The organism is Mucilaginibacter sp. 3215 (assembly GCF_050433785.1).
GTDB lineage: Bacteria > Bacteroidota > Bacteroidia > Sphingobacteriales > Sphingobacteriaceae > Mucilaginibacter.
Genome location: NZ_JBNPWO010000005.1, coordinates 226396 through 239063, shown reverse-complemented (window position 1 = coordinate 239063; position 12668 = coordinate 226396). Strand labels below are relative to the sequence as shown.

At 46.1% G+C, this 12668-nt stretch carries 9 protein-coding genes; 2 read left to right on the top strand and 7 right to left on the bottom strand.

What is annotated here, in order from left to right; genetic code table 11:
* Window positions 1-4 precede the first annotated feature (4 nt).
* From ABIC84_RS11775 to ABIC84_RS11760, 4 genes are all read right to left on the bottom strand, one after another.
* Complete coding sequence (locus ABIC84_RS11775) at window positions 5-1606, bottom strand: glycoside hydrolase family 43 protein (protein WP_429263674.1); 1602 nt, start codon at window positions 1604-1606, stop codon at window positions 5-7.
* Window positions 1607-1713: 107 nt separating this feature from the next.
* Window positions 1714-3351, bottom strand: a complete 1638-nt coding sequence (locus tag ABIC84_RS11770; protein WP_429263673.1) for an alpha-L-fucosidase — start codon at window positions 3349-3351, stop codon at window positions 1714-1716.
* A 122-nt stretch (window positions 3352-3473) separates the two neighbouring features.
* Window positions 3474-5324 (bottom strand): beta-L-arabinofuranosidase domain-containing protein, encoded by a 1851-nt coding sequence (locus ABIC84_RS11765; RefSeq protein WP_429263672.1) that lies wholly within the window; start codon window positions 5322-5324, stop codon window positions 3474-3476.
* A gap of 292 nt (window positions 5325-5616) precedes the next feature.
* The gene (locus ABIC84_RS11760) at window positions 5617-7623 is read right to left on the bottom strand and encodes an alginate lyase family protein (RefSeq protein ID WP_426583512.1); all 2007 of its coding nucleotides are present in this window, start codon (window positions 7621-7623) and stop codon (window positions 5617-5619) included.
* 514 nt (window positions 7624-8137) lie between these two features.
* On the opposite strand from ABIC84_RS11760, the gene ABIC84_RS11755 reads away from it, so the two are divergent.
* Window positions 8138-10138: a family 43 glycosylhydrolase gene (locus ABIC84_RS11755; protein ID WP_429263671.1), complete on the top strand. Its 2001-nt coding sequence runs from the start codon at window positions 8138-8140 to the stop codon at window positions 10136-10138.
* Between the two features lie 88 nt (window positions 10139-10226).
* Entirely contained in the window at window positions 10227-10430 is a 204-nt protein-coding gene (locus tag ABIC84_RS11750; RefSeq protein WP_429263670.1) for a hypothetical protein, read from the top strand.
* A gap of 103 nt (window positions 10431-10533) precedes the next feature.
* On the opposite strand, the gene ABIC84_RS11745 is transcribed toward ABIC84_RS11750, so the two are convergent.
* From ABIC84_RS11745 to ABIC84_RS11735, 3 genes are all read right to left on the bottom strand, one after another.
* Window positions 10534-11547, bottom strand: a complete 1014-nt coding sequence (locus tag ABIC84_RS11745; RefSeq protein WP_429263669.1) for an NAD-dependent epimerase/dehydratase family protein — start codon at window positions 11545-11547, stop codon at window positions 10534-10536.
* A 65-nt stretch (window positions 11548-11612) separates the two neighbouring features.
* Window positions 11613-12182, bottom strand: a complete 570-nt coding sequence (locus tag ABIC84_RS11740) for a Crp/Fnr family transcriptional regulator (RefSeq protein WP_429263668.1) — start codon at window positions 12180-12182, stop codon at window positions 11613-11615.
* Between the two features lie 103 nt (window positions 12183-12285).
* Window positions 12286-12648, bottom strand: a complete 363-nt coding sequence (locus ABIC84_RS11735) for a hypothetical protein (protein ID WP_429263667.1) — start codon at window positions 12646-12648, stop codon at window positions 12286-12288.
* Window positions 12649-12668: the final 20 nt, after the last annotated feature.

The following is a 12668-nucleotide window of genomic DNA, read 5'->3' as shown; positions in this document are numbered from 1 at the left end:
GTTGTTAATGGGAATATTGATAGTGCAGGTAATCAACATCAATAAAACCGGCATCTTGCAGGTCGTTAAAACTGTAAATGGCCAGCCTGTCGCCCCTGTATGATCCCCATCTTAACTGATAGGTTTCGCCAATGGGTTTAAAATTCCTGCCATCCGTGCTGTAAGTAAAATTACTTTTGCCATCCAGGCCCCACACTGTGCGTAACCAAATGCTATTGCCCTTGATGATGGGGCCGTCGGTTACGGCATTTTCAGTAAAAAACTGCAACTGTTTACCCCGGTTGGTTTGCACTACACCAGCCGCCGCATAATGGGGCGCACCAAAGTGCGATAGCCCGGCGCGCTGGCCGTTAGCCATACCGCTCAGGTCAATTTTAACGGTGGCCGCGTTGGCGTTGGTGCGGTAGCAGCGCTGGGTTATGGTGTTGCCGGCATACAGCAAATCGTTTTTGAGCGGTTTGAAGGCGTGCAGCCTGAGCCAGCCTTTTCGTTGGGTTAAGGACCATTTGCCGGCGCGGGGCTGGTAGTTCCATTCCCACTGTGGTCCGGGCGTGTTGCCGGTAAACTCATCCGAGCTTTGCGGAACATCCCGGCCGGTGCCGGTTACGGGCATGGGGGCCTGCCACACCATTTCGCCAAGGCCCGCTGCATTAGGCTGGCCAATGATAGGCCAGCCATTAGTCCAGGTTACAGGTAACAGGCTCAATATCCGGCCCGACCAATCGCCCGAGCCATGATGGGTCAAAAAGTACCACTTACCGTCAGTCGTCTGCACTAATCCGCCCTGGTTGGGTTCGTTAAATTGCGGCTGACCTTCGCTCAATTGCTGCGGGCCTTCGTAAGGGCCCCGGATATCTTTGGCCCGCTCCATCATAAGCACCCTTACGTTGTTGCGCACCTCGCTGAAAAGGTGGTAATAATAGCCATTAATTTTGTACAGCTTGTTTGCCTCGCTGCCCTGCGACTGGTAGATCACCTTGTCGCTTTCCCGGTCAATCACCGAGCCATCGGCCGACATTTTAAACAGGTGGATTTTATAGTTATCGGCAAACCTGGTGCCTATTAGGTAGCCCTGGCCGTCATCATCCCAAAACGGGCAGCAGTCGTCCCAGCCTTTTTCGCTCAATACATGTTTCAAAGGTGCCCAGGGGCCTTCGGGCCGTGTAGCCGAACTCATAAAATAACCCTCGTCCGGATCTCCGAAGTAGATCCAGAAACGGTTGTTGTGATAGCGTATGGCACCCGCCCAGATCCCACGGCCATAACGGTCCATCCTGGTGTAATTCATAGCCGGCGAAATCACCGAAATATCGTTGACGGCGTGCCCCAGGATGCGCCAGTTCACCAGGTCCTTAGAGTGCAGGATCACAAAACCAGGCGAATATTGAAACGTAGAGGATACGGCATAATAGTCAGCACCCACCCGGATGCAATCTACATCGCTGTAATCACCAGGTAAGACAGGGTTACGGTAAGTACCGTCGGGTTGGTCGCCCCAGTGAGTCCAGCTGCCCCATAGCGGGGCTGCTTGTTTAGGCTGGCAACTGGCTTTATTAAAACAAAGCAGGGCTGAAACAAGGCCAGCAATAATTATTTGGCGAATCATAATGGACAATTATAAGTAGTTGATATATGAAATTAAGACTAGAGTATACCAAGTTGGCAAAGCCTCCTTGATAATAAAAAAATGAACTATTGCATACCGAAATGTTATTAAGCAATAGCTCCATCTATTTTAAACACATATGCAGTATCGCCGGGAATATTTTGCGTCAGATTTATTTTCAAGCCTTCAGCGGTTTGCTCAAAATCCAGCGGGGCATCATTGCCCAGCAAACTCACACGCTGCACTTTAGGTACATTGTTAAGCGCCAGTTTTTTAATAATAGCAGGGTTATTATCAGGCCAGCCTAGCATGGTAGCATATAGAACTTTGTCCTTTTTGACAAACCTAAAATCTGCTGCGCTGAAAGGTTTGCCCTTTCCCTCATTAAAGCCTTGCATGTTCAGTGGCGCTGCATCTTCAATAGCCGGGCCTTCACCAAAGGTGGTCCATGGGCGGGTGTTGTAAATACTCTCGCTGTTGATACTCATCCAGTCGGTAATGCCTTCTACCACGGCGCGTTCTTTAGCATCAATTGTGCCGTTGCCGCGCACCGGAACGTTCAACATAAGGTTGCCATTTTTACTCACTACATCAACCAATGTATGTATGACCGTTTTAGCAGTTTTATAGCCGTTGTTATCGTACAAAGAGCGTTCGTAATGCCAGTTGCCCAGACAGGTATCTGTTTGCCAGGGTTCGGGCTCTATGCTGTTGCTCTGGCCCCGCTCTATATCCCAGGCCATACATTTGCGCTGCTGCTCATTCAGCATTTTTCCAAACAGAACAGCTTCAAGCTTACCGTGGCGTTTGATATTGGTGTTATACATGTGAGCGGCTATGCGAAGCCCGGCATCACTTATTGGCCATAATGGCAACACGGTATCGTCAAAATAGATAACGTCAGGGCCATATTTATCGAGCAACTCGATGGTACGCCGATAGAACTTTTCACAATATGCATTGGACGGCATTGATACGCCATTACCCCAGGTCCACTGTTTATGGATTATGCCGTTATCCTGGCTATTTTCGCTCAGGGGATGATTTTGCGCATACAACTCCTGCGGGTCTTCACCATCCCACCACTTGTCTTTGCCGTCGGCTTTAGTGAGGCTGCCATCGTATGACACTCCGGCCAGCGGGCCGGCCTTGTCGGCACGACGGGCGGTTTCCATCCAGCTCCAAGCATGGGCGGCGTGCACGCTCACGCCGAACCGCAGTCCGTTATTTTTTGCCGCCTTGGCCCATCCGGCGATAATATCTTTTTTGGGGCCCATACGGGCAGAGTTCCATGGTTGATGTTTGCTGTCCCACATGTCAAAATTATCATGGTGATTGGCCATCGCCATAAAATATTTGGCGCCTGCTTTCTTATAAAGCCCCACCAGTTCTTCAGGGTCCCACTGGTCTGCCTTCCATTCATTGATGACATCTTTGAATCCAAATTTTGACGGATGACCATACTTCTGCAGATGGTATTTATTTTTCCGTCCGCCCTCCATATACATTTCCCGTGCATACCAATCACCCTGTTCGGGCTGGCACTGTGGCCCCCAGTGTGCCCACATCCCAAATTTGGCATCGCGGAACCACTCAGGCACCCGGTATTGTGCCAGCGAATCCCAGGTCGGCTTAAACGGACCTGCAGCGTACGGCGCTTTCAACAACCGGCCTGCATAACTTTTGGAAAGGTAGAACGACGACAGCCCTAACGCCATACCTTTAAGTACATTTCTTCTGTTCATTTGATATTCAGATATGTTACAGCGTTAAGACAGCATACTTATTTGTATGCGGGCTAATAACTGAAGTTTAATTTTTATAATTGGCTTGGCAACCTGTGTTGTACGTGAGACATAACGGGTGATCAATAGTTCCTGATTGTTGCGTAAACACCATACGATTGCTGGCTGATGTCGCTTAACGGGCGCAAAACAAATGTCTTTTCTTCGTTCCTCAACCGGAAAGCATTGCCACCCGCGGCAGTTATGTTTTTTAAGATGTCGTCCCTGTGTCCCTTCAGGATAAATTCGGAATCCGTTTCAGCCGCCAGCATAAGCGGGCCATAAAAAATAGCAAAAACGTTTTCATCATCGGGCATTGGCTTCAGGTAAAAATCGTAATGGAATACCAGTCTGATCTTGTCGTTGGTCTTCCATTCCCGCTGCAATGACAGATAAGAACCCGGCGCAGCATTCACCGTTTGCTTCTGATCATTGATGTACACTTCAAATTTTTTTGACCAGTCGGGTATCAGCAGCTTAACGGTAAGCCTGGCTTTTTTCACTTCTTTGAAAGTAAATTCTGCAGCCGGGTCCGCCGGGAAGTTTCCGCTTTGTTCTAAAACAAGTGATCTGGCTTTCCAGTTCAACCGGGAGGGGATATACAAATTTACCCATAAGGTGGAATCGTTGTGGTAATAGATACCGCTGTTCAAGGCTGCGAATGCTTCAACGGATGAGCCGTTACAGCATCGGAAGTCATCGTTTTGCAGAAACTTTTTTGTTTGCGGGGAGCCTAAAGGTAAATGATAAACAACTGTGCCGTTTTGGGCATTTTGAATGGCCATGGTTGAATTGTAAAAGGTATTCATGTAAGCATCCGCGTATTTGGCATCGCCGCTCCAGGAAAACAGCATCGCTGTGAGTTTTTGCGTATTGTGTGATACGCACGACTCGGCGATCTCCTTCGTCATCGTGTTGCTGAGGTGGTCAGGTACGCCCCAGTGTTCAGAGGTTAGCGATGTTGGTGTAACTACGTTCGGGCGCGGGCCGCTGCTTGACCCGTTAGCGTAGGCATGATGAGCGGTCAGCAGATCCCAAAAATTTTGCGCGGCATGCTGATACAGCGTATCTCCGGTAATGATATAGCGTTGCGCAAACCCGTTCACCAGTACGATATGGGTGTTTGCATGAAGACCTGAAAGGATATCCTGGTTGTTTGCCAATGGTTTGAGAAACCAGTCCCTGTCAAAAACCCTGGCCAGAGCCAGGTGCCTGGAGTTATGGGACACCTCGTAAAGCTTATACAATACATCGTTCATACCGCCCGCCTCATTAGACGGATTGGCCTCCGGGGTATAAAGCATTTTGTCAATGGCCTCCGGGCTGAGCTTACTCATTCTTCGGTCAACGTAGGCAGCCATGTCATTCACCATCATGTAGGCTTTCCGGTTGCCCGTGCGGACGTAAACGTCCAGTAGCCCCTGCATAATTTTATGGAGGGTATAATAGGGCGCCCATACGCCTCCGTACTTTTGCTCAAGCGTGTCAAAATCTTTTTCCGGGAACGCGCTCAGGTAGCCATTGCCAAAAGCCTGCTGGCATTTATACAATTCGTTAACCATGTAACTGAGCCGGCGCATTGCTGCCGTATCCTTATCCCTTTCTGCCAGCATCGCAACGGCAGATAAGTAGTGCCCTGTGAAATGTCCCCGGAGGCCAACCCCGGGGGCTTCCCACCCTGATAATGGTTTGGCTGTTGACGGCAGCCCGGCATTTACCCGGAAGTTATGCAGCAGCCTGTCGGGATCAAGAGACAGCAGGTATGCTGTGTTTAACGCTTCCCGTTGTTTTACCCGGGACGGTTTTAATACGACCGCTTCATCCGGGAATGGCGAAATCTTAGTGCTTGCAAGCGGGTAAGTATCGCTCTGGCCGTATGCAAGGCGACCTATTGAACATAGTATAAAAAAAATCAGGGAAAGCTTAGTTTTCATTTTTCCGGTTTAAAATTCTGTAACGTCATAACCAGTTTAAATAAAGTTTATAATTGCACCTCAGTTGCCCCGGCTTATCAAGTCCTGTAAAAATCCGGGCTTTTCGACCGCAGGCACACCAAAATTGATGGTGCAACCAGCAGATATGATCACGGGTTTGTTTGCTCAGGCTAAATGGTTAACGAATTTATAGGTATCAAAAAGAATATTGTTGTTCCAAATAGACTTTTTGTTATATAAACCCGACCTGACGATGTCAGCATTTCCGGTTATACTAATATTTTTTAAAAGGTTATTCTAACCTAACCTGATCAAACCTGACCGTTGTAGATACCGCTTCAAGCCCTGAAAAAACGATTATGCCGGCTTCTGTCAGCGATAGGTTTCGCGCAACAGTCCCGATCAGTTGCCACTCTTTGCCATCCGCGGAATAAAATGCGTTCACCTGGTTTTGCTCCTGAACTAACTTTAGCCAGCAACTGCCCGTCATGCGGTTAAAAGATACTACAGGTTCTTTTATATCGAGCGTCGCTCCTGCCTGTGTTAAACTATCGCCCGGATGAAGCCGTGCCGTACAGGTTACTACCCATTTTGGAGCCTCAAGTTGTTGCGAAACTTCCGGAGAGATCAGCAAATTTACCCCGGTCCCCTTTCCCCTTGCAGACTGCCGGAACGAAATGCCGAAGCCGGTGAACTGCGAAGTCAACTGCGGCTGATAATGAACGGCGAGCGTTTGATAAGGCGCTAATTTGTGATGGACGTAGGTAGCCCGCTCTTCGTTTCCGGTAAATCCCATGCCGGTACCTTCAACAGTAAAACCAGAATCCAATGACCGTGCTTGTCCTTTTTTTGATTTGGGGTCGAGATCGGTAACCGACCATCCTGCGGGCAATCCCGCTGTAACAGCAGCAGGATAGGCGTCCATACTTTTGCCTTTATTATTCACCGCCGATACCGTATACACATACTTGTGCCCCGAGGCTACGTTTTTATCCTGAAACTGTGCATTAGTAACCCTGGTGGAAATTATTTTAAACGTTCCTTTCCCATTGACTGCCCTTTTAACCTGATAAAAAGTGGCTCCCCGTACCGGTACCCACGTCAATTGAATGGACCCATTCTCGGGCACGGCCGTCAATCCCGACGGTGGGCACGGTGTAACCATTGTATAAGGATCAATAGTTTGCAGGCTGCGTGAGTACAATAAAGTACCAAAGCCAATATGGTCTGCACCCGGTGTACCCTGCGGTTCCGGTCGTACCTTTTCAGCAGCTTTCTGCGTAAAAGTGGCCGTTTTATTCGCCCGGTGAACATAGTGATTAAATACCTCTTCATAAACCGCACGCAATTTGCCGCGCCCTTCTGTAGCTATCTGAGCATGCAAATATTTTCCGGTCCGGTCCATTGCGGGCAAATAAGGAACATCCTCCCCCAAATTATATTTCGCGGTGTACTCGAAGCCCCTGAGCAGGCGATCATTGAGTATACCATAAAGGTTTAGTCCCTGTTGCCACGCTATCTCGGCGCAATCGGCAAGATGCGCAATACCTAATTGCGTATGTGACTGGTCTCTTCCGCTTTCCTGGCACTGTCCTTCTTCATTAACAATATAATTGGGCAGGCTGCCGTTGCCTTCGCCGTTTTGATAGTAAACAATCGCGCGTTCAAACATTGGCCGGTCATTGCAGAATACTGCTATGGCCATCATTGTTTTTAGTGCAGCTGAATCCCAGTTGCCGTTAGCAAAAGGTGCAAAATCTTTAATAACCGGATAAATCACTTCTTTAAAGTGCTTCTCAGCCTGCTTAATTTTGACAGTTGGCCAGTTTGAATTGGTATAGCGCAAAATTTCCGCGGCATTAACCATTTTGAACGGTCCAAGACCGGCCATTAATACGGCGTCACGGCCTGTTATGGATTTTAACGTCGATGCCCAGTCATCAATAATTTGTTTTGCTTTTTCTGCATAACGTTGATCGGCTGTTATGGTCCACATGATGGCATTCTGATAGGCCGCATTGGCGTCAGCATCATAAACACCCTGGCCCACGGTAGGATTTCGGCCAACCATCTCCATTGGCCCCTGCATTTTATAATCAAACTGCGACTGGCGATTATCTTTTAATTCATTATAACCCGTAAAAATAGGCTCAATGCGCATAGCAACGCCATTTTTTATTCTGGCCAGGTCTTCGCGACTTTGAAGCAGCCCCGGATGGACAAACTGTTGTGCTGTTGAAGTTTGAAAGCAAAGCAACAGCGCTGAAGCATTAATAAGATACCTGACAACTGTTTTCATAAACGTGTCTTAAATAATTAAAATTGAATGTTTTTTTTAATTCGCCGAAAATTTAAATCAACCGGCCTGTCGGATATTACAAAAGGCTTGATAATGCGCCAATTGTTCCTAATGTTTATCATTTGTTATATCATTATTAGTGACAAATCGGATGCCTTGCACATGTTCAGCCCGGAAGACATTCACCATATCACCAGGAAAGCACACGGTACAACTCTTAACAGTTTTTTATAAAAAAGGCACATACAGGAAAGACACTTCCTACCTTTTTTTATACTCATTACTATTGCCGCAATGACTTAAAAATGGAACAATAGCCTTGTTTTGATAATTCGGCACCTTTGATCATGTCACCTAAAGTCTAATGACAATATGGATAATCAGCTACTCGATATCTGCAATGAGCGTTATCAATATGGCGGTTTTGCACATTCGTTGTACGATTAGTTACATACAGGACATCCGGGCGAACGCCGTAATCATATTTTTAGGTCTTATATTCATTTGTATACTGATGACTTTCAAATCCATTATTTCCCGTTGCAGTTTAATAGTTGTTTGTTCTTTCTTCTGGTATCATGGCGCTATGGCCCAGTTCAATAAGGTAGAAGATATCAAGCCGGTTCCTTACCCCAGGGATGCAGCAACCCTGGTTAGAACTTATGTCAACCCGGTGCTCGCCGGGGATCATCCGGACCCGACGCTCTTAAAAGTTGGCGATGACTTTTACATGTGCGGCTCCAGTTTTCATTTCGTCCCTAACTTACCAATTCTTCATTCCAAAGACCTGTTGCATTGGGAGCTCATTTCAAGGGTTGTGCCCGCGGATTGGGATGAGTTAAAGTCCGGGGCGCCTGGTGCCGGCATTTGGCAAGGCGCAATAACCTATTTTTATGGCGTTTATCGTATTTATTTTTCAAACAGCGCAGGGGGCGGGCAATACATGTCAAGCGCCACGAAACCGTCGGGGCCATGGTCTGCGCCTGAAAAAGTTAAAACAACCCCGGATACAGGGCCTATCGGCTACGATAATTCTATTTTCGTAGATGACGACGGCACACCTTACATGATCATTAAAGCCAGTCAGACAGCTAATCGCATACAGCAGATCGATCGTTCCGGCCACCTGACAGGCAAATTGATTAACCTGGACTGGATCAATCACGACAAGAAATACAGCTGGGCTGAGGGCCCTGTGATGTGTAAGAGAGACGGCTGGTATTATTACTTCATGGCTGGTGATGTTACAGGCGGGCAGTATGTACTTCGTTCAAGATCACTTACTGCAGATTCAGCGAAATGGGAGAACCTTGGAAAAATATTCGCATTTTCAAAAGATCCGGATAACAGGTTCAAATCAGTCAATCATATGTCGTCTCCATTTCGGTTAAGTGACGGTACCTGGTGGTGTATCGCTCAAAGTTATGATGCGCCCAAAGGGGATGACTGGAGCGGCCAGGGAAGGCAGGACCTGATTTTGCAGGTTCAGTGGACAGCCGACGGCCGTCCGTTTGTTCCTTATCCCTCAGATATGCCCCTTACACGTCCAAATCTTACAAATAACGGCCTGGCCTGGCGCTTACCGAGGTCGGATGAATTTTCAAGTTCAAATTTGTCGTTGTATTGGCATTTTTTCAACAAGAACGCTGCGCAACAGTATTCAGTCACTGACAATAAAGGCTGGCTTAGGCTTAAGCCGAAAATTGGCAGGACCCACATTCTGCAAAAAGAGGCGGGACATTATTATTCGCTCGTTACGCGGGTAAGGCTGAATGCACTGGCATCGGGGCAAGAGGCGGGGATTTACCTTGCTTCCGGCAATGAATCGGTAAACGTGCGTCTTTGTACTGGGTTTGAAGAAGGCAGAAAAATATTCAATTTCGCGATGGGCGGCCAGTCGTTCAGCACAGAAAACAAAATTGGGGAAAGCGCATGGCTGAAACTGGAGCGAAAAGCGCATGAGCTAACCGGTTACTACAGTTCTGATGGTCTGCAATGGCATCAAATCGGTACGGTCATCAATGCAAGTGAACTGGACAAAGCCCAGCCTAATTTTAATTCGTGGGTAGGTACCAGCCTGGGCCTTTTTGCTGAAGGCAGGGAAGCGGATTTCGATCTTTTCGTTTATAAAGACGGTTATTCGGAGCAGCCCTTAGCAGGCGCCAATAATTATTGGGGCGTTACGTTATCTCAGGTTGATGGCGTTATCTTAAACAATGATGCCGGAGGTTGGGTGATGTTGGGCGGAGTGGATATGGGGAGAGGGGCAAACAAAGCAACCAGTATTTCTTTGACCGCCGCGGCGCTTAATAACGGCAGCGTTGAAATATGGATCGATGACCTAAACAAAGACGGCAGGAGAATCGCCGTTATACCAGTTAAAAGTACGGGCTCATTGAATAAATGGTCAGCCATATCTGCAAAGATACCCGCCATTGCCGGTCAGCATGATCTATATGTTAAGATAAAGGGATCTAAGAATGCTTTGGCGATAAGATCATTATTGTTTAAATAAGCTGCCCCTGCCCGAAACTAACTGGTTATAAAGGCAGGCGCTCTCCTTGCTTCCCGATTGCTATCCTTACCTTTTTTATCATTTAAAAATGAAAACCGCAGAAAAAAATGGTACAGCAGTACAAGCAATTGCAAACAAAGGAGTAAACAGAATTTCAAACCGCCCAGGCTTAACAGGAAAGGAAGCCAAAGAAGATGAGAGCACCGGAAGGTATAAGTTTTTCAGCGATGCTACGTTATTTTTAAAGCCAACTGAAAAGCCTCAAATACAAATGCGATTAAAGCATCTCTAATGAGGATTTTCTACTTGGACTATCAGAGCGTAACCGTAATTATTTCAGATCCGGAAAACAAGGAGGTTAAAAATCATTTATGTTATATATCCGACTATCTCAACTAATATATTTTGTTCCGATTTTTAATCAAATAGACCATTGCTTCTTTCACTACCTGCACCGGGTTTCTTGGAATAAATCCCAATTCTGTTCTGGACTTTGAAATATCAAAATTTTGTTGAAGTCCTGAAAACATTTTAATGTCTTTGGTAGTGAGCAATGGTGCTTTTCCCGTGATTCTGCTTCCGGTTTCCATCAGCCAGGCAATGGTCAAAAGTATGGGTTTTGGAACGGCGGCTGGCAGTTTTATATTCAGTTCAGGGAAGAGTTCCTGGGCGATTTTGGTAGTTTCTTTTATCGACATACATTTTTCGTTTGCCAGAATGTACCGCTCACCATCCCTGCCTTTTGTTGCAGCCAGATAACAACCTTCGGCAACGTCTTTTACATCAATCCAATTGAGCGTAATGTTGGTTTCAACAGGAATTTGTTTTTTCAAAATCAGGTGGATGATGTTATAGGAAACGTTCAATGGTGCAAATGCTTCACTGCCAATCATTGCGGAAGGCAGTACGGCAACCAGCTCAATGTTACGTTTCTTAGCCAACTCGAACGCCAGTTTTTCACCGTCATTTTTCGAGTTGTAATACATATCCCTGCGGTCGGAATTGTAGCCATAGCTCTCCTTTGTAGGAAGTCTGGAATAATCTAACGCCGCTATGGAACTTACATATACAATCCGTTTTACACCGGCTTCTGCGGCGGCTTCAATCATGTTTTTCGCCCCGGAAAGATTGACGTCATAAATTTCTTTTTTCGGGTTATTTGCCCAAAGTTTGAATGATGCACCTACGGCATAAAAAACATCCACATCCTGCAAGGCGTTAGCCAGGGATTGTTTGTCGGTGATGTCGGCCTGAACCACTTCGCAATTGAGTCCTGCAAAAGATTCCTGGTTTTTAATGTTGCGAACCGAAGCCCGGACAGGAATGCCTTTTTCGATAAGCAATCTCACAAGGTTATTGCCCAGATGTCCGTTTGCACCTGTAACCAATGCCAAATTTTTCTGTGCCATAGTTTTTGATGTTTAAATGATGGTACAAAATTCAAGATTGGCTTTTTAAAGGCACTTCACAAATGTTACTTAATGATTTCCTTTCGTATTCTGCTTAGGCTTTTAGGGTTCATTCCTAAAAAAGATGCGATGTGTTGCAGCGGTACGTTTTGTAAGATCTGCGGATAGTTTTTCATTAATTTGCGATAGCGTTCTTCGGCACTTAGTGTTGCCAGTTCTGTTGAGCGGTTTTCGTTATAGGCAAGTGATTGCTGGAAAACCGAGATGCGGAAATCCCTGAAGACTGTGCTTTGCTGTGTTAGTTGATCCAGATTCGTTTTCGTAATTCTCAATAATTCACATTCCGTTACACATTCCAGACTTTCGTTGGATTTTGTTTGGTTGACAAAGTGGAAGTAGGAAGTAATAAATCCTGGCGGACAATTGATATGTGTGGTTACCTCATCTCCGTTCTCGTTGTAATAAAACAGCCTTACATAGCCAGATACCACGAAATAAAGATACTTCGGAATGCTTCCCTCTTTTTCACAGATGTGGTTTTTGGGGAAAAGTACATACTCAAAAAAGTCTTTGCACAAGGCCTTATCTTCCGGCGTGATTGTTTGGGATAGGAGTGCAAATAACTTTTCATGCATTTTGTAAATTTAGAAATTTTATTAACCGTTATCGGCTTTTTGCCTATCCGTTTTCCAGGATGGTTTTGTCTGTAAGTTTTGAAATGGCATCGTTTATCGTGCTTTAAATGGTTATGCAAAGCAATGCAGATTCGGAATGCCCGAAGATACAGGCAATGGCATCATTTAGATTTTTGGGTAGATGGGTAATGATTTTACTGACGATGGTATTTGTCACTACAGTTATAATTATATGATGAGTGAATACAAAATTGCCATCTATGTCCGGGAAAAAATTGCCATCCTGTCCGGCATAAATAAAGCCGAAAATGGATTTGCTGACTGGAAGATTGCAGTTGATTTCGTATAAATGCGCCAATGAAGTAATATCATTAATGAGCTCGAAATTTTTGGCCCTGTTGTCTGCCAGTAATTTGCCTTTGGGTGGTTTGAAAAAAGCAGTGTCGCCTTTCTTTAATTTTTGCATCCATTCCGAAATGTTAAGCA

Excerpts from the sequence above, each read along its gene's own strand:
- ABIC84_RS11760 (WP_426583512.1), bottom strand. The coding sequence starts at position 7,623 with ATGAAAACAGTTGTCAGGTATCTTATTAATGCTTCAGCGCTGTTGCTT.
- ABIC84_RS11775 (WP_429263674.1), bottom strand. The coding sequence starts at position 1,606 with ATGATTCGCCAAATAATTATTGCTGGCCTTGTTTCAGCCCTGCTTTGT.
- ABIC84_RS11740 (WP_429263668.1), bottom strand. The coding sequence starts at position 12,182 with ATGCATGAAAAGTTATTTGCACTCCTATCCCAAACAATCACGCCGGAA.
- ABIC84_RS11755 (WP_429263671.1), top strand. The coding sequence starts at position 8,138 with ATGACTTTCAAATCCATTATTTCCCGTTGCAGTTTAATAGTTGTTTGT.
- ABIC84_RS11750 (WP_429263670.1), top strand. The coding sequence starts at position 10,227 with ATGAAAACCGCAGAAAAAAATGGTACAGCAGTACAAGCAATTGCAAAC.
- ABIC84_RS11770 (WP_429263673.1), bottom strand. The coding sequence starts at position 3,351 with ATGAACAGAAGAAATGTACTTAAAGGTATGGCGTTAGGGCTGTCGTCG.
- ABIC84_RS11745 (WP_429263669.1), bottom strand. The coding sequence starts at position 11,547 with ATGGCACAGAAAAATTTGGCATTGGTTACAGGTGCAAACGGACATCTG.
- ABIC84_RS11735 (WP_429263667.1), bottom strand. The coding sequence starts at position 12,648 with ATGCAAAAATTAAAGAAAGGCGACACTGCTTTTTTCAAACCACCCAAA.
- ABIC84_RS11765 (WP_429263672.1), bottom strand. The coding sequence starts at position 5,324 with ATGAAAACTAAGCTTTCCCTGATTTTTTTTATACTATGTTCAATAGGT.